Origin of the sequence: Micromonospora sp. LOL_013, from assembly GCF_048060315.1 — a bacterium.
Classification (GTDB): domain Bacteria; phylum Actinomycetota; class Actinomycetes; order Mycobacteriales; family Micromonosporaceae; genus Micromonospora_E.
This window is the reverse complement of sequence record NZ_JBHMIQ010000065.1, coordinates 1-15,581: the sequence shown is the minus strand read 5'-3', so window position 1 is coordinate 15,581 and position 15,581 is coordinate 1. Positions and strand designations below refer to the sequence as shown.

Annotated in this window: 16 protein-coding genes and 2 pseudogenes; 7 read left to right on the top strand and 11 right to left on the bottom strand. The window is 70.6% G+C overall.

The features are described from left to right. Positions 1 to 81 precede the first annotated feature (81 nt). Positions 82 to 291 carry a DUF397 domain-containing protein gene (locus ACFHWS_RS27815; RefSeq protein WP_416556554.1) on the bottom strand — a complete coding sequence of 70 codons (210 nt, stop codon included), beginning with the start codon at positions 289 to 291 and terminating at the stop codon, positions 82 to 84. Continuing rightward, on the bottom strand, positions 288 to 1,145 hold the full coding sequence (locus ACFHWS_RS27810; RefSeq protein WP_416569506.1) for a helix-turn-helix domain-containing protein: 858 nt from the start codon (positions 1,143 to 1,145) through the stop codon (positions 288 to 290). Before ACFHWS_RS27810 ends, ACFHWS_RS27815 begins: the two co-directional genes overlap by 4 nt. Before the next feature lie 141 nt (positions 1,146 to 1,286). Here ACFHWS_RS27810 and ACFHWS_RS27805 point away from each other — a divergent pair, with 141 nt between their 5' ends. From ACFHWS_RS27805 to ACFHWS_RS27795, 3 genes are all read left to right on the top strand, one after another. Further along, the gene (locus tag ACFHWS_RS27805) at positions 1,287 to 2,036 is read left to right on the top strand and encodes a recombinase family protein (protein WP_416569505.1); all 750 of its coding nucleotides are present in this window, start codon (positions 1,287 to 1,289) and stop codon (positions 2,034 to 2,036) included. Between the two features lie 123 nt (positions 2,037 to 2,159). Continuing rightward, complete coding sequence (locus ACFHWS_RS27800; protein WP_416569504.1) at positions 2,160 to 2,432, top strand: hypothetical protein; 273 nt, start codon at positions 2,160 to 2,162, stop codon at positions 2,430 to 2,432. A gap of 13 nt (positions 2,433 to 2,445) precedes the next feature. Continuing rightward, positions 2,446 to 2,709, top strand: coding sequence for a hypothetical protein (locus tag ACFHWS_RS27795; RefSeq protein ID WP_282233226.1), 264 nt, complete (start codon positions 2,446 to 2,448; stop codon positions 2,707 to 2,709). Positions 2,710 to 2,767: 58 nt separating this feature from the next. Here the strand turns inward: ACFHWS_RS27795 and ACFHWS_RS27790 are convergent, their stop codons facing one another. The 5 genes from ACFHWS_RS27790 to mscL all read right to left on the bottom strand — a co-directional run bounded on the left by ACFHWS_RS27790 (position 2,768) and on the right by mscL (position 4,999). After that, the gene (locus ACFHWS_RS27790) at positions 2,768 to 3,463 is read right to left on the bottom strand and encodes a DUF6642 family protein (RefSeq protein ID WP_282233225.1); all 696 of its coding nucleotides are present in this window, start codon (positions 3,461 to 3,463) and stop codon (positions 2,768 to 2,770) included. Between the two features lie 150 nt (positions 3,464 to 3,613). Next, positions 3,614 to 3,967: a hypothetical protein gene (locus ACFHWS_RS27785; protein ID WP_416569503.1), complete on the bottom strand. Its 354-nt coding sequence runs from the start codon at positions 3,965 to 3,967 to the stop codon at positions 3,614 to 3,616. A 7-nt stretch (positions 3,968 to 3,974) separates the two neighbouring features. Continuing rightward, positions 3,975 to 4,265: a hypothetical protein gene (locus ACFHWS_RS27780; RefSeq protein WP_416569502.1), complete on the bottom strand. Its 291-nt coding sequence runs from the start codon at positions 4,263 to 4,265 to the stop codon at positions 3,975 to 3,977. A gap of 65 nt (positions 4,266 to 4,330) precedes the next feature. Further along, a complete protein-coding gene (locus tag ACFHWS_RS27775) occupies positions 4,331 to 4,507 on the bottom strand; it encodes a hypothetical protein (RefSeq protein ID WP_282233223.1) in 177 nt (58 codons plus the stop codon). 87 nt (positions 4,508 to 4,594) lie between these two features. Beyond that, on the bottom strand, positions 4,595 to 4,999 hold the full coding sequence (gene mscL, locus ACFHWS_RS27770) for a large conductance mechanosensitive channel protein MscL (protein WP_282233222.1): 405 nt from the start codon (positions 4,997 to 4,999) through the stop codon (positions 4,595 to 4,597). Positions 5,000 to 5,204: 205 nt separating this feature from the next. On the opposite strand from mscL, the gene ACFHWS_RS27765 reads away from it, so the two are divergent. Further along, positions 5,205 to 5,840, top strand: a complete 636-nt coding sequence (locus tag ACFHWS_RS27765; protein ID WP_416569501.1) for a hypothetical protein — start codon at positions 5,205 to 5,207, stop codon at positions 5,838 to 5,840. A gap of 145 nt (positions 5,841 to 5,985) precedes the next feature. On the opposite strand, the gene ACFHWS_RS27760 is transcribed toward ACFHWS_RS27765, so the two are convergent. Then, a complete protein-coding gene (locus ACFHWS_RS27760) occupies positions 5,986 to 6,687 on the bottom strand; it encodes a FadR/GntR family transcriptional regulator (RefSeq protein ID WP_416557536.1) in 702 nt (233 codons plus the stop codon). A 50-nt stretch (positions 6,688 to 6,737) separates the two neighbouring features. Between ACFHWS_RS27760 and ACFHWS_RS27755 the strand changes: the two genes are divergently transcribed. Continuing rightward, positions 6,738 to 8,204 carry a CynX/NimT family MFS transporter gene (locus ACFHWS_RS27755; RefSeq protein ID WP_416569500.1) on the top strand — a complete coding sequence of 489 codons (1,467 nt, stop codon included), beginning with the start codon at positions 6,738 to 6,740 and terminating at the stop codon, positions 8,202 to 8,204. Here the strand turns inward: ACFHWS_RS27755 and ACFHWS_RS27750 are convergent. Together ACFHWS_RS27750 and ACFHWS_RS27745 are read right to left on the bottom strand one after the other, a co-directional pair. Continuing rightward, positions 8,122 to 8,478, bottom strand: coding sequence for an STAS domain-containing protein (locus ACFHWS_RS27750; RefSeq protein WP_282233218.1), 357 nt, complete (start codon positions 8,476 to 8,478; stop codon positions 8,122 to 8,124). The two genes, ACFHWS_RS27755 and ACFHWS_RS27750, sit on opposite strands and share 83 nt — an antisense overlap. Positions 8,479 to 8,638: 160 nt before the next feature. Continuing rightward, entirely contained in the window at positions 8,639 to 10,726 is a 2,088-nt protein-coding gene (locus ACFHWS_RS27745) for a S9 family peptidase (RefSeq protein WP_416557538.1), read from the bottom strand. Positions 10,727 to 10,850: 124 nt separating this feature from the next. Here ACFHWS_RS27745 and ACFHWS_RS27740 point away from each other — a divergent pair. Next, positions 10,851 to 11,333 (top strand): annotated as a pseudogene (locus ACFHWS_RS27740) (FAD-binding oxidoreductase); the annotation flags it as partial. A 764-nt stretch (positions 11,334 to 12,097) separates the two neighbouring features. On the opposite strand, the pseudogene ACFHWS_RS27735 reads toward ACFHWS_RS27740, so the two are convergent. After that, positions 12,098 to 14,176: pseudogene (locus tag ACFHWS_RS27735) on the bottom strand (SpoIIE family protein phosphatase); the annotation flags it as partial. 111 nt (positions 14,177 to 14,287) lie between these two features. On the opposite strand from ACFHWS_RS27735, the gene ACFHWS_RS27730 reads away from it, so the two are divergent. Further along, positions 14,288 to 15,581: HAMP domain-containing protein (locus ACFHWS_RS27730; RefSeq protein WP_416569499.1), on the top strand; the 1,294-nt coding region annotated here is incomplete at its 3' end.

Below are 15,581 nucleotides of genomic sequence, written 5' to 3'. Positions count from 1 at the left end.
TGTCCTACCCGGAGCCTCGCACCCATCGATCAGCGGGCCTACCGCATCCGCCCTGAGCTGCAAGATCAGCTTGGAAAAGGCTCAGTGGTGCTGCTTGGCCAGTTCGACGAAGGAGTGCCACGCGGTCGGGGTGAAGGTCAGGGTGCCACCGTCGCGGTCTTTGGTGTCCCGGACCAGGACTCGGCCAGGCAGGTTGTCTGCCACTTCGACGCAGTCGCCGCTGTTGCCGTTGCTGCGGGTGCTCTTGCGCCAGACCGCTCGGTCGCGGTCGAACGGGTCCGTCGGACTCATCGCATCTCCTCCAAAGCGGCCTCGATCAGCTTGATCGACTCGTCAGGGGTTGCCGCCAGTGCGAGCAACTGCTCGTGGGCCAGCGTATATCTCCGGACCTCGGCGGGGTCGTCGACGTAGAGGCTGCGGGTCCTGATGTCGACGCAGACGACGTCGGGGTCTTCGGCTTCGGCGAACCGCAGGATGATGAAGCCGCCGTCCATCGACATGTAGGCACCGGTGTGGAACGGGATGACCTGGATGGTGATGTTCGGCTGCTTGCTGGACGACGCCAGGTGGGCGAGCTGCTCGCGCATCACATCTCTGCCGCCGACGCCGCGTCGGATGGCCGCCTCGTCGAGGATCGCCCATAGTCGCGGCGCGTCCTTGTTCTTGACGATGGTCTGGCGCAGTAGCCGGGCTTCGATGCGGCGGTTGATCTGCTCGTCGGTCTCGCCGGGTTGCGCTGCGCGGAAGATCGCTCGTGCGTACGCCTCGGTTTGGAGCAGGCCGGGGATCAGCAGGCTCTGGTAGGTGTGGATGCTCTCCGCATCGCCCTCGAAGCCGAGGTAGACCGAGAATTGGCGGGGCAGTAGGTCGTCGAACTTGTGCCACCAGTCACGTTGGCGTGATGCTGCGGCCATGGCGACCAGGGCATCGGCGTGGTCGGGGTCGTCGACACCGTAGAGCTTCACCAGGTCGGCCACGTCCCGGGGTGAGACCGGGACCAGGCCGCGTTCCATGCGGCTGGCTTTGCTGACCGACCAGGTAAACCGGCGTGCCACCTCGTCGAGCGTCAGCCCTTTGGCCGTACGGAGTTCACGCAGCTCGATCCCCAGGCGTCGCCTGCGGATCGAGCCTGAGCCGTTCGCCATGCCGGCCAGTGTGTCAGGTCTGCGGTTCTCCATGGCGGTTCAGGGTAGTCCACACTTGCACGGCTCATGCTATTGCACCAAGCGATTGCACGGCCTAGTCTGCTCATCACAGAAGGCAACCGACGTACCAGGAGGCGTCATGTGGAACCTCTGGCGCTCACCGTCACCGAGTTCGTGACGTTCTTCGCGTCCCGGCACGGCGAGTGCGAGGAGCTACGAGTGAAGCCGCTGATGTACGGCTACCTGCGGGTGGACCGCGACACCCTCGACGGCGACATCCGGCAGATGGAACTCGCCCTCAAGTTCTGGGCCGAGCACGAGGGCTACTGCCTCGCAGGGCTCTTCCATGAGTACGACAGCGCACTGAACCGCCCCGCCCTCACCGCACTGATCGCAGAGATCGGCCGCTCCAACGCCCGGCGCGTGATCACGCCCAGCCTCGCGCACCTCTCCACGCACCCGGTCGTCCAGCACCACCTTCTCGACGTGCTGGAAGACACCGGCGTCCAGGTCCACACCCTGCAAGGAGGAACTAGACCCATGAAACCGCCGCTGTACGGCTACATCCGCCTACTGCCGCCGCACGCCAACACCAGCAACGCCATCGTGGACCAAGCCGAGCAACGCATGCAGCAGTTCGCCGACAGCCACGGCTACGAGCTGACCGCCGTCTTCATCGAACGCGCGACCAGCCGAGCCGCGTTCGACCACCTCATGCATGACCTCCTCGTCGAGGACGCCCACCACATCATCGTCCCCGCCCACGAAACCCTCTCCGCACACCACAGCCACCTCTTCGACGACCTGATCGAAGAACTACACGAGGCAGACGCGCTCATCTTCGATTTCGAAGCCATCGACACCTGCGACAGGAGGATGCGGCCATGCTAGGAATCGGGGCAGTCGTCGGCGCGGCACTGCTCGGCTTCTGCGCCGGGCTGTGGTCGTTCAAAATCAAATCCAGGTGGTGCCCGGACTGCGGGCGTACGACGTACCCGATGGCGGATCGGCGTGGTGAATAGCCGGCTACTCGCCACGCCGGAGCCGAAGCCCGGCGACGTACTGGTCATCGGCCGGGAAGCCAGCGTCCAGTTCGCCGACGACCGCGCCATCCGACTCCGGGTCATCGCCGTCGACCGCAAGTGGACCTACGACGGGTGGATCTGGCTGGCCGGATACGTGATCGACCGGTACGGCAACGCCGCCGAACGGCGGGAGATATTCGTCCAGCGCCACGGACTCTACCGACTACCCCGGCACACAGAAACCCGACCATCGACCAACTGATCAAGGGAGAGAAATGATCACCGAGATGATCCGTGACTGGTGGCTGCGCTGGCTCGACTGGCGCTCCGGCCGGCCGACGGCCTCCCAGCGGCTGCACCACCTGCGCCGCGAGTCGCGGCGACAACGGCAGACGACATCGGCCCGCCACCGCCGACTCGACAGCAACCGGGGACACCACTGGACCACACAGGCGACCGAACTGGTCCCGACCCTGCGCCCGTTGATGACCTACGGCCAGCAACTCGGCTACCGCCTACCGCCCACCACCACATGGTGATGCCGCCAATGGCGATTGGCCGATCGGCGTACGCCAGCGGTACGTCTGCCGGCGGTGGTTATCTGCCGGCAGACGTACGGCTGGCCCGACCGCCGCGACCACTGCCCTGCGCCGGCACCTGCGGCGGACTCGCCGGCCCCGGCGTCTGGCCGACCGACCCGCGTTGCCGGCCCGCCGGGCGCCAGGTACGGCCGTTGGCGTAGACGATCCGGAACCCCAGGTACGCCGCCAGCGGCGCCCAGTGCGACGAGCCCATCCGCAGCTCGGCGGCGTTGTTGTAGACCCCGTTGGCGAGCACGTCGAGCAGCACCGTCTCGAACGCCGCCGACTCCACCCAGTCGACCTCCCGGGTGTAGCCGCAGATCAGCGAGGCCCCGGTGGTGGCGAGGAACTCGCGCATCCGGGCGTCGGAGGCGCGGAGCACGGAACAGCTGCCGAAGTACAGCCGCTTGCCGGCGCACCGGCCGGCCATCTGCTCGGCCACGTCGTCCAGGTCGACGTGGTGCCGCTCGGTCAGGCACAGTTTGGTCGGCTCGCCGTGCATGGCGAAGAAGCCGACCCGGTAGTCGGCGTACTGGCGCAGCAGCCAGCGGTCCAGGAAGTAGGCCAGCTCGTCGGGGGTGGCGGCGTCGCGGTGGATGAACCGGATCCGGCTGAGCCGTTCCAGCAGCTCCAGGGTCGGCAGCACCGAGCCGCGCTCGTTCAGGTCGCGATGCCACTGCCCCTCGATGCAGAAGACGCCACCGCGCGCCACGTCGCCTCCCACCGTCGGATCGCCCGCCGGACCGCCCAGGCCAGCAGCCAGCCCGGACCACCGAGGTCCGCAGCCGGCCCGGCCGCCCGATCGGCAGCCCGGCCGGGCCCGCCGCCCGCCTGTCGGTCCGGTCAGTGACCATACCGCCGGTCAGGCCGGCGGTGTCACCTCGGACCGGGGCACCGCGAGACGGACCACTCCGGCGTCGACCGCCGCCAACTGTTCGACGCTGGCGTAGCCGACACCGCCCGGCAGCGCCGCCGGCTCCGTCGTGCTGATCTTGATGAAGCCGGTACGCAGCAGCCGGGCCGCCACGTCGGGCGCGGTGGCCGGCTCGTCGCCCACCTGCGGGTGGGGCACCTCGTCACCGATCGCGTCCTGCGGATCGACAGCGCCTTCGACCGTCACCGCGTTCGGATCAGCCGGACGGACCAGGGCGACGGTGCCGATCTCGTCACCCCGTGCGTCGATCACCGGCATGCCGGTGGTGATCCGGTCTGTCACAGATGCGTCAGCCGCGTTCATGGAAGTCCGGTTCCCCGTGTCGGCGTGCGACAAACCGTCCGTCGGAGACCTCGCGCCAGGCGCCGGGGCCGTCGATCAGGCGACGGACCGCGTCGTACGCGGACTCCTCGGTGTCGTACTCGGTGAACCGTGACCTGCCCTCGGCGCCGCCGACGCGGGCCTCGACGAACCACCTGTCGGCGTCGGCGCGGAGGAACACGTCCCGCCGGGCCAGCCGCCCCCAACTGCCGTTCCACCAGTGTTTACGCTGCTCCACCCGACGGACCCTATCGAACATTTGTTCGAGTGGGTACGGCGGTGGTGGGTGGCCACCGGATCGGGCGACCGACCCGGGTACGGCGGTCAGTCCGTCTCCGGCCGCTGGTAGCAGGTGCCGCAGGTGGGGTCGTCACAGCGGGGCCGGACAAGGGTGGCCACCGCCCGCCCGCCAGCGGGTTGGGCGGTCGGCCGACCGAGGTCGGCGACGGGTCGGGTAGGGGTTGCGCAGTCCTGGGACGTGATCCCGGCTAGCTGCTCCATGTGTCAAGTGTCACGCAGATCACGTCCCGCCGCCGCCATTTTTCAACTGCTGGGAGTGATAGGGCAACTACGGAGAGGCCTCCGAAGTCAGCGGTCGGTGCGACGGGTCACCAGAGCGTCCCGGATCTCGGTGAGCAACTTGATCTCCTCGCTCGGCGCGGCCGGCGGCGGCTCCTCGCCCCGACGCCGACGCTCCGCGAGCCGGTTCATCGGCATGACGACCAGGAAGTACAGCGCGGCGGCGGTGAGCACGAAGGTGATCACCGCGTTGACGAAGGCCGGCCAGTCGAAGACCACGCCACGGTACTCAAACCCGGCACCGCCGATGCCCTCCTCGCCGGTCAGCAGCACGGACAGCAGCCTGATGAACGGCTCCAGGAACGACTTGGTCAACTGGGTCACCACGGCGGTGAACGCCGCTCCGATGACGATGCCGACCGCGAGGTCGACAACGTTCCCGCGCAGGATGAAATTCTTGAAGCCGTTGATCATGAGGGGCACTCCCGGCAGCTGAGCGGAACAATCGGTCGACAACCTACCGCGACGATCTGCCCGCCCCGCCAGCGCACGCCCCGCCGCCCGGCCCCGGCAGCGCGGTGGAATGCCTGGTGACCGGCTGTCGTTGTGCATGGTCCGCCCCCGCACCGCACGACCACCTGGAACGGCGATCCCCCCGGCACGGAGAGGTGGACCCCCCATGAACACGATCATCACCGGTACGCTCCGCGACAAGCTGCGTAACACCGCCCTCGGCATCGCCGGGTTGGCCCTGGCCGGCGGCGCGATCGCCGCCCCCGCTCTGGCCGCCCAGCACACCCCCGGCGTCCAGGCCGCCACCCCGGACACCGCCGTCACCACCAGTGACACCGGCGCCACCAGCGACCGCGTCGACACCGGCAAGCTGACCCCGCACGGCGTGCAGGGCGAACAGTCCCGCATCACCCTGTCCGGCGAGCAGACCGACAACGTCAAGGGCATCATCGCCGCCACGAAGAAGGCCGGCATGGACGAGCGGGCCGCCGTGGTCGCCATCGCCACCGCCCTGCAGGAGTCGAAGCTGGAGAACCTCGGCCACCTCGGTGACCGCAACGACCACGACTCGCAGGGCCTGTTCCAGCAGCGTCCGTCGTCGGGCTGGGGCACCGTGGAGCAGATCACCGACGTGGAGTACTCCACCACCGCGTTCCTCGACGCCCTGAAGCAGGTCGACGGCTGGCAGGACATGCCGCTGACCGAGGCCGCCCAGACCGTCCAGGTGTCGGCGTTCCCGTTCCACTACGCCCAGTGGGAGACCCAGGCCGCCGAACTGGTCGCCCAGCACTGGAACAGCTGACCCACCGCACCATCCGCAGCAGCGCGCCGCAGCGCAGCACTACCGCGCAACGCCGCTGGTCAGCACGAGGGCCGGGCCCCGCCCCCCGGGGCCCGGCCCTCGTTGCGTGAGCGTCACGGGCAGGTCTTGCGCAAGCGGTCTCGGGTCAGTCGGTGCCGAGGTAGACGGCCGCCTCCCGGGCCGCCCGATCCGGGTCCCCGTCGCGGATCGCCGCGACCAGGCGGGCGTGGTCGACGTGCCGGTCCGGGTGCAGGTCCGGGCCGACCGCCTCAGCGACGGTGGCCCGCATCGCCGCGCCGATCGAGTCGTACAACTCGGCCAGCATCACGTTGTGTGCGGCGGCCATGATCGCCCGGTGCAGCGTCAGGTCCGCGTCGACGAACCGGGCCAGGTCGCCCCCGCGCCAGGCCGCCTCGCGGTCGGCCAGCGCCGCGTCCAGTGAAGCCACATCCGCCGGGGTACGTCGCTGCGCCGCCAGCCGGGCCGCCTCGACCTCGAACGCCCGGCGGACCTCCACGGTCTCCCGCCACTCGGCGGTAGCGCAGCGACGGGCCACCGCGCCGGCCAACTCGTCGGTGGAGATCACGTAGGTGCCGGAGCCCTGCCGACACTCCAGCACACCGGCGTGCACCAACGCGCGTACCGCCTCCCGGACCGTGTTGCGCCCAACGCCGAGCGCCTCGGCCAGCCGTGGCTCGGTCGGGATCCGGGTGCCGAGCGGCCAGTCGCCGGCGGCGATCTGTTCGCGCAGCGAGTCGATCGCCTGGCGGACCAGAGTCTGCCGGGACCTGCGGGAAGTGCCGGACTGGCCGGCAGGTGCCGGCGGGGAAGCTGCCGAGGGTGTCATCGGTTACATCACCCGACCATAAATCATCCCATGATTTTAGGATGGGTGACATGACTCCGCCAACCGCCCTCACCGGCCGCCCGGATACCCGGACCGCACCGGGGTCGACCGTGCCGAGGCCGGCCTCATCCGGGCCGGCCGCACCAGGGCGGTCCCGGTCGGTGCAGGCCACTGCACCGGCCGGGACGGCGACCGGCGGGGCCGGCCGGCGCGGCACGGTCGTGGTGCTGATCGCGATGATCCTCGTCGCGCTCAACCTGCGGCTCGCGATCACCAGCCTCGGCCCGCTGCTGGACGAGGTCCGTACCGGCCTGGCACTGTCCGGCCTACTTGCCGGCGTGGTGACCATGCTGCCGGCGTTGGCCTTCGCCTCGGTCGGCGCGTTCACCCCCTGGCTGGTCCGCCGCTTCTCGCCACCACGGCTGCTGGTGGCTTCGATGGCGGCGCTCGCCGCCGGTCAACTGCTCCGGGTCACCACCAGCTCCGCCTGGCTGTTCGTGGCGACCAGCGCCCTGGCCCTGGCCGGGATCGCGGTGGCGAACGTGCTGCTGCCGATGCTGGTCCGGCAGTACTTCCCGCATCGGGCCGGCCTGGTCACCGGTGCGTACATGATGTCGTTGACGATCGGCGCGTCGGTGTCGGCCGGCACCGCGGTCCCGATCGCCCACGCGGCCGGCAGTTGGCGGGCCGGACTCGGCTTCTGGGCGCTGATCGCCGTCGCCGCCGCGGCGTTCTGGGTGCCGGTCGCTTGGCGGGACCAACGACGCCCGGCGGCCACGGTCGTCGGTGCGACAAAGCGGGGCGCCGGTCTGCGGCCGCTGGCGCGGCCGGGCGCGACGGCGGTGATCCGACCGGGTCGGACCCGGCTCGGTTGGCTGATGGCCGGCTTCTTCGGCGCGCAGTCGTTCGGCGCGTACGCCCAGATGGGTTGGCTGGCGCAGGTGTTCCGCGACGCCGGTTTCCGACCGGAGACCGCCGGTCTGCTGCTGGCCGGGGTCACTGCGGTCGCTGTCCCGATCGCGCTGCTGATGCCGACGCTGGCCACCCGGATGTCGAGTCTGCGGCCGCTGGTGCTCGGTACCGCCGTGGCGTCCGCGCTCAGCTACGTGGGGCTGCTCTGGCTGCCGTACGAGGGTGCCCTGGCGTGGATGGTGCTGCTCGCGCTCGGCCAGGGCACCTTCCCGCTGGCGCTGGCAATGATCGGGCTCCGGGCCCGGACCGGGGCCGGCGTCGTGTCGTTGTCGGCGTTCACCCAGAGCGCCGGTTACCTGATCGCCGCGCTCGGCCCGCTCTCGGTGGGTCTGCTGTACGAGCAGACCGGCGGCTGGTTGGTGCCGATCGGTCTGCTCGGTGTGGCGCTACTGGTGCAGACCGGTACGGGCTGGGCGATCGCCCGGCCCCGCTGGATCGAGGACGAGGCGGGCACCGCCCCGGTCAGTCGGCCGGAGCCGGCTGGGGGGCCGAGACCGCTTCGTCGACGGTCGGGAAGGTCTGTAGGACCTCGACCAGGCCGCTGACCTCCAGGATGCGCAGCACCCCGCGCTGCGGTGCGGCGAGCCGGACGACGCCGCCCGCCTCGTCGCACCCGTTCTTCGCCCGGACGAAGACCGACAGACCGGTGGAGTCGCAGAACGACACGTCGGCCAGATCGAAGACCAGCCGACTGCGACCTTTGTCCAGTAGATCCGTTATCTGGTCCTGGAGTTGGGGTGCGGTGGCCATGTCCAACTCACCACCGACCGACACGACGACGATGTCGCCACGCTGCTCCGTCTGCACCGTCAGGGACATTCGAGACCTCCAGCCATTCCGCTCGAACGGTACTCCACTTGCTGTCGTCCGCGCAGGACCGGGAGTTCGTTGCCCGGTCACCATAATCCCCCAGGCCGGTCGGCGACCCGCCGCAGCCGGCGTCATCGCGGCGACGGCGGGTCGCACCCGGCTGGCCGGGTCAGCCGGCCAGCCCCACCCGGTCCAGAATCCAGGCCGTGACGAAGGCCTCCTCGTGCCAGGCGTCGTAGCGCCCGCTCGGGCCACCGTGACCGGCACCCATCTCCGTCTTCAGCAGGTATGACCCGCCGGGGGCGACCGCGCGCAGCCTCGCCACCCACTTCGCCGGTTCGTGGTAGAAGACCCGGGTGTCATTGAGGCTGGTCACGGCCAGGATCGGCGGGTAATCGACGGCGGCGACGTTCTCGTACGGGGTGTACGAGCGCATGTACGCGTACACGTCGGGGTCCTCCAGGGGGTTGCCCCATTCCTCCCATTCGGTGACCGTCAACGGCAGCGTCGGGTCGAGGATCGTGTTCAGCGCGTCCACGAACGGCACCTGCGCCACGATGCCGCCGAACGCGTCCGGGGCGAGGTTGACCACCGCGCCCATCAGCAGCCCACCGGCCGAGCCGCCCCGGGCGATCAGCCGGTCCGAGGTGGTCCAGCCCGCCTTCACCAGGTGTCGGGCGCAGGCCACGAAGTCGGTGAACGAGTTCTTCTTGGCCATCATCTTGCCGTCGTCGTACCAACGCCGGCCCAGCTCACCGCCGCCTCGCACGTGCGCGACAGCGAACACCACGCCACGGTCCAGCAGCGACAGCCGGGGCACCGAGAACCACGGGTCCATGCTGATCTCGTACGACCCGTACCCGTAGATCACGCACGGCGCGGAACCGTCCCGGGGGGTCCCGGCGCGGCACACCACCGAGATCGGCACCCGGGTGCCGTCATCGGCGACCGCCCATTCCCGGTGCTGCTCGTAGCCGGCCGGGTCGTAGCCGCCGAGCACCGGCTTGCGCTTGCGCAGCGCCAGGTCACGGGTGACCAGGTCGTAGTCGTAGATGGAGTCGGGGGTGATCAGCGAGGTGTACCGGATCCGCAGGCTGGTGGTGGTGTACTCGGGGTTGGCGTCCAGCCCGACGCTGTAGATCGGTTCGGGGAACTCGATGTCGAAGGTGTCGGTGCTGCCGACCGGGAGCACCCGCAGCCCGGTCAGTCCGTCAGTACGCAGCGACACCACCAGGTGGCTGGCGAACGCGTCCACCGATTCGAGCCGGGTGCCGGGGGTGTGCCCGATCAGCGGAACCCAGTCGCCGGGGGCGTCCACAGAGGTGTACGCGAGGGCGAAGTCCTCGGCGCCGTCGTTGTGCAGGATCAGGAACCGGTGCCCGTGGTGCTCGACCGAGTAGTCCACCCCCTGCCGACGCGGGGCGATGACCACCGGCTCGGCGGTCGGGTCGGTGGCCGGTAGTGCCCGTACCTCACTGGTGGTCTTGCTGTGCGCGTCGATCAGGATGAACCGCTCGGAGCGGGTCAGCTCGACGCCGACCCAGAACCGTTCGTCGTCCTCCTGGTGGACGACGACGTCGCGGTCCGCGCCGGTGCCGATCTGGTGGCGCCAGACTCGGTACGGGCGCCACGCGTCGTCCACGGTCAGGTAGAACAGCGCGCTGCCGTCGGCCGCCCAGGCGGTGCCGTAGAAGGTCGACGGCACCTCGTCGGGCAGCACCTCGCCAGTGGACAGGTCCTTGATCCGCAGGGTGAAACGCTCGTCGCCGGAGAAGTCGGTGGAGTACGCCAGCCAGCGGCCGTCCGGGCTGACGTCGAAGGTGCCCAGCGCGAAGAAGTCGTGCCCCTCGGCGAGGGCGTTGCCGTCGAGCAGGATCTCCTCGCCGTCGATCGACACGCCGTCGACAGTGGCCGGCGGGGCCGACTCGCCGGGCCGGACCGCGAGCCGGCAGTGGATGCCGTACTGCCGGCCTTCGACGGTCCGGGTGTAGTACCAGTGGTCGCCCTTGCGGGTCGGCACCGACAGGTCGGTCTCCTGGGTGCGCCGCTTCGTCTCGCCGAACAGTGTTTCGCGCAGCGCGGCGAGGTGCGCCGTGGCACCCTCGGTGTAGGCGTTCTCCGCCTGCAGGTAGGCGATCGTGTCCGGGTCGTCCTTGGCGGCGAGCCATGCGTAGTCGTCGACGACCGTGTCGCCATGGTGGACGCGCTCGGTCGGGACACGCTTGGCGGTCGGCGGAACCGGTGTCTGGGTCGTCACCCGGCCACGGTACCGCCCGGAGCGGGCTGCCCGGTCGCGGCGGCACGCCGCACGGCCATCCGGATCGATTAGAACACGTGTACGATCAGCGCGAGGAGGGGGTGACTCGACGGTGATTCAGGACATGGCCGCTCGACTGGCTGAGATCTGTGGTGCCGCGCACCTGCGCGACGCTGGCCCCGACGATGAGGTGGCGGCCGCCGCTCCGCGTTGGGTGGCGGCACCGGGCACGGCCTCGGCGACCGCCGAGGTGCTGCGGCTGTGCGCCGATCGGGATCTGACCCTGATCCCCCGCGGCTCCGGCAGCAAACTGGACTGGTGGACTCCTCCGTCCCAGGTGGACGTCGTGCTGGACACCTCCCGGCTGACCGGCGTCTGGCACCGCCCGCCAGGATCACGCACCGTCCGGGTCGGCGCGGGCACCCCGCTGCACACCGCCCAGCAGGCCGTCGGCCGGGCCGGCTGGCGGATGCCGCTGGACCCGCCCTCCGCGTCGGCGACGGTCGGCGGGATCGTCGCCACCGACGAGACCGGACCGTTGAGCCACCGGCACGGTCCGCCGCGCCGGCACGTGACCGGGGTCGACTACGTCGATGCCGCCGGGCGGCTGGTCCGGGCGGCATCGGAGACTGACGCCGGTGACGAACTGCCCCAGCTGCTCTGCGGTTCGCAGGGGGCCCTGGCGGTACTGGTCGCCGCGACGGTCCGGCTGCAGCCGGTGCCGGCCGACCGACGCTGGGTGCGACGTACCGTGCACACCCCGCTGGAGGTACGCGACCTGGTCGGCGAGCTGACCGTCGACGGGCTGCACCCGGTGGCGGTCGAGCTGGACCTGCCGGCACACGCCGCGCGCACCGTCCGGACGCCCCAGGTGCCGCCCGGCGGGCAGCTCGCGGTGCTGTTCGAGGGTGAGCCGGGTCTGAATCGGCGACGCGCCGGCCGGGCGGCGGCGCTGCTCGGCGGCGACGCCGTCGATACCGCCCGACCGCCGGTCTGGTGGCGGCGTTACCCGTTCACCGCCAGCGACATCGCTCTGCGGCTCGACGTACCGGCCGCGCACCTGCACGCCGCGATCTACGCGGTGCGCGACGCGGTCGGCGCGCCCATCGATGTTCGCGGTTCGGTCGGCACCGGCCTGGTGCACGCCGTACTTCCCAAGTCGACCCCGCCGGAGCGGGTCGCCGAGACCCTGGCGACGGTTCGGGCGGTGCTGCTGGCGCGCAGCGGCAGCTGCGTGGTGCTGACCGCGCCCACCGAGGTCCGACAGGCCGTCGACATCTGGGGCCACCGGCCGGGCCTGCCCCGGCTACTTGAGCTCAAGCAACGGTTCGACCCGCAGCACCGGCTGGCGCCCGGCCGGTTCGCCGCCGGCTCGTTGCGTACCACCAGGACCGCGATGTCGTCGCGAGGTGCCTCGACCGAGAAGTCCAGCGTCGTGGTACGCAGCCGGGCCGCCACCACGTCGGCGGAGAAGCCGGCCAGCGGTGCCGCCGCGCGGCGCAGCCGCTCGGCGCCGAACAGCTCCCGCCCGTTGCGCCGCTCGGTGATCCCGTCGGTGTAGAAGACCAGCGAGTCGCCGGGTGCCAGGCTGAGGTCCACCGACGGTGCGACGATCTCCTCCAGCAGCCCGAGCGCCGTGCCGCCGGCGCCGACGAACCGGGCCTGCCCGTACCCGCTGATCAGCACCGGCCGGTCGTGGCCGGCCAGGTGCAGCCGGACGTCCAGCTGTTGGTCGGCGGTCACCGTCACGGCGGCCATCGCGAGCGTGCAGTAGCGGCCACCGCCCCGTTCGACGAGCGTGTCGTTGAGCCGGGCCAGCACCTCCGGCAACGCCTTGCCGTCGCGGACCAGCACCCGGATGACGTCCCGGACCAGCCCGGTGACGGTGGCGGCCTGCACCCCTTTGCCGGACACGTCGCCGACCACCACCAGCCAGCGGCCCTCCGACAGCGGCACCACGTCGTAGAAGTCCCCGCCGACCTCGACCGCGTCGCCGCTGGGCACATACTCGGCGGCCAGCCCGATCCCGCCGATGGTGGGCAGTCCCGGCGGCAGCAGTGACTGTTGCAGGGTGTGCGCGACCCGTCGGCGTTCCTGATGGATTCGGGCGTTGTCGATGGCCAGCGCGGCCCGCCGGGCCACGTCCTCCAGGACCGACACCTCGTCCGGGTCGTGCCGGTGCCGCTGGTGCCGGCCGACCGCGAGGGTGCCGAGACGCTGGCCCCGGGCCACCAGCGGTACGGCGAAGCCCTCCATCGGCGCGCCGAGCGGCACCTGTGATCCGCTGCGCGAGGCCTCCCGCAGCCGGGCCAGCACCGAGTCGGGGCCGGACTCGCGCAGCGCGGCGTGCAGCGTGGGCAGGACCGTCTCGTCGGCGTGGCTCGCGGCGGCCAACTGCAGCTGGCCCCACTCGTCCGCGGTGTGCACCGCGCACCACCGGCCGAGCCGGGGCACCACCAGCTGCGGGATCAACGCCATTGTCAGGTCGACGTCGAGTGACTGGGCGAGCAGTTCACTCGCCTCGGCCAGAAAGGTCAGCCAGGTCTGCCGGCGCAGGTCGGCGCGGCGCAGCCGGTCGTTCTCCAGGTGCAGCGAGAGCCGTTCGGCGACGAGCGCGGCCAGCGGCCGGGCGTAGTCCGACGGTGCGGCGTCGAGTTCGAGTTCCCCGGAGTACGGCCGGTGCACGGTCAGCGGTACGCGCAGCAGTTCACCGAAGCGCGGCTGCCGGCCGTACCGCGCCAGGATCTGGACCCCGTTGCCGTCGCCACGGTCCAGCCGGACAGTGCCACCGGCCGCGCCGACCAGGTCCGCGACCCGGGCGAGCAGGCTGCCGGCCAGGTCCGCGAGCGGATCGTCGGCATGCGGTTCCGGCCCGGCCTGCATCAGCGCGGCGAGTGTCCCCGCGCTGGGCGCGGCCGGCGGCCGGGTGTGGTGATCATCGTCGGCGGCGGGTGCCGGCCGGGTGTCGGCCGGCCACGGCGGGAACCAGTCGTCCGGTGCCGGTGGGGTGCCGTGCCGGTCGAGCCGGAACCAGACCCCCTTGCCGGTCCGCAGGTGGGTGGTGCCCCACCGACTGGCGAAGTGGTCGACGAGGAGCAGTCCCCGGCCCCGCTCGGACACCTCGGAGATGTTCTGCCGCTCGTTGCGGGGCAGCGCGGCGACGTTCTCGATCGGGCCGGCGGCGAAGTCGGTGACCGTGACGGTCAGCCCGACCGGGTCGGCCACCACCTCGATGATCAGCTCGGTGCCGGCGTGTACGACCGCGTTGGTGGACAGCTCGGTGGTGAGCAGCAGCGCCTCGTTGATCAGTTCATCCAGGGCGGCTTCGGACAGTACCGATCTGACTACCGCACGTGCGGTGGCCGGGGTCCGTCGGTCGGCCGGCAGACGAACCCGCCGGACATGCTCACTCCCGGTGCCGGTGGCGGAACGCTCGGCCCTAGCTGTCACCTGCCGGTTCCTCCGATCCCCTGACCGATTGGTGCGGGCATGCGCCTCGCATCTGCCACGGTAGTCGAGCAATGATGAGGTCAGCCCACTCCAAGAGCTGAGCGAGGAGTTATGACCAGCGCGAAACAGCTGTCCTCCGACCAACGGCCGGCGATCGACGAGACCGCGCTGCTGACCGAGCTCGCCGAGGCACTGCGCCGGGTGGGGCAGGGGGATCTGAAGGTACGGCTGCCCCGCCGGGTCGGGGTGGCCGGCGAGGTCGCCGACGCCTTCAACGAGGTGGTCTCGCTGCAGGAACGTCAGCACCTGGACCTGCGCCGGATCAGCCGGATCGTCGGCCGGGACGGTCGGCTCAGCGAACGCCTCGACGAGGAGGGCTTCGGCGGTGCCTGGGCGGACAACCACCAGGCGATCAACGCGCTGATCGACGACCTGGGTCGACCGACCACCGAGATCGCCCGGGTGATCCGGGCGGTCGCCGAGGGTGACCTGTCCCAGCACATGGAGCTGGAGATCGACGGACAGCCGCTGCGCGGCGAGTTCCTGCGGATCGGCCGGACGGTGAACACGATGGTCGGCCAGCTGTCGTCGTTCGCCGACGAGGTCACCCGGGTCGCCCGGGAGGTGGGCACCGAGGGCAAGCTGGGTGGCCAGGCGCGGGTCAAGGGGGTCTCCGGCACCTGGAAGGACCTGACCGACAACGTCAACTCGATGGCCTCCAACCTGACCCACCAGGTCCGGTCGATCTCCCAGGTGGCCACCGCGATGTCGCGGGGCGACCTGTCGCAGAAGATCACCGTGTCGGCAAAGGGTGAGGTCGCCGAGCTCGCCGACACGATCAACATGCTGACCGACACGCTGCGGTTGTTCGCCGAGCAGGTCACCCGGGTCGCCCGCGAGGTCGGTACGGAGGGCAAGCTGGGCGGGCAGGCCCAGGTGCCGAACGTGGCTGGCACCTGGAAGGACCTGACCGACAGCGTCAACTCGATGGCGTCGAACCTGACCGCCCAGGTACGGAACATCGCCCAGGTCTCCACGGCGGTCGCCAAGGGCGACCTGTCCCAGAAAATCACCGTCGCCGCGCAGGGCGAGATCCTGGAGCTGAAATCGACGGTCAACACGATGGTGGACCAGCTGTCGTGGTTCGCCGACGAGGTCACCCGGGTCGCCCGCGAGGTCGGTATCGAAGGCAAGTTGGGTGGTCAGGCCCAGGTCCGCGGGCTCTCCGGGACGTGGCGTGACCTCACCCAGAACGTGAACCAGCTGGCCGGCAACCTGACCAGTCAGGTTCGTAACATCTCCCAGGTCTCGACGGCGGTCGCCAAGGGCGACCTGTCGCAGAAGATCACCGTCGACGCACGCGGCGAGATCCTCGAACTCAAGTCGACCGTCAACACCATGGTCG

Excerpts from the sequence above, each read along its gene's own strand:
- ACFHWS_RS27815 (WP_416556554.1), bottom strand. The coding sequence starts at position 291 with ATGAGTCCGACGGACCCGTTCGACCGCGACCGAGCGGTCTGGCGCAAG.
- ACFHWS_RS27810 (WP_416569506.1), bottom strand. The coding sequence starts at position 1,145 with ATGGCGAACGGCTCAGGCTCGATCCGCAGGCGACGCCTGGGGATCGAG.
- ACFHWS_RS27795 (WP_282233226.1), top strand. The coding sequence starts at position 2,446 with ATGATCACCGAGATGATCCGTGACTGGTGGCTGCGCTGGCTCGACTGG.
- ACFHWS_RS27780 (WP_416569502.1), bottom strand. The coding sequence starts at position 4,265 with ATGTTCGATAGGGTCCGTCGGGTGGAGCAGCGTAAACACTGGTGGAAC.
- ACFHWS_RS27775 (WP_282233223.1), bottom strand. The coding sequence starts at position 4,507 with ATGGAGCAGCTAGCCGGGATCACGTCCCAGGACTGCGCAACCCCTACC.
- mscL (WP_282233222.1), bottom strand. The coding sequence starts at position 4,999 with ATGATCAACGGCTTCAAGAATTTCATCCTGCGCGGGAACGTTGTCGAC.
- ACFHWS_RS27765 (WP_416569501.1), top strand. The coding sequence starts at position 5,205 with ATGAACACGATCATCACCGGTACGCTCCGCGACAAGCTGCGTAACACC.
- ACFHWS_RS27760 (WP_416557536.1), bottom strand. The coding sequence starts at position 6,687 with ATGACACCCTCGGCAGCTTCCCCGCCGGCACCTGCCGGCCAGTCCGGC.
- ACFHWS_RS27755 (WP_416569500.1), top strand. The coding sequence starts at position 6,738 with ATGACTCCGCCAACCGCCCTCACCGGCCGCCCGGATACCCGGACCGCA.
- ACFHWS_RS27750 (WP_282233218.1), bottom strand. The coding sequence starts at position 8,478 with ATGTCCCTGACGGTGCAGACGGAGCAGCGTGGCGACATCGTCGTCGTG.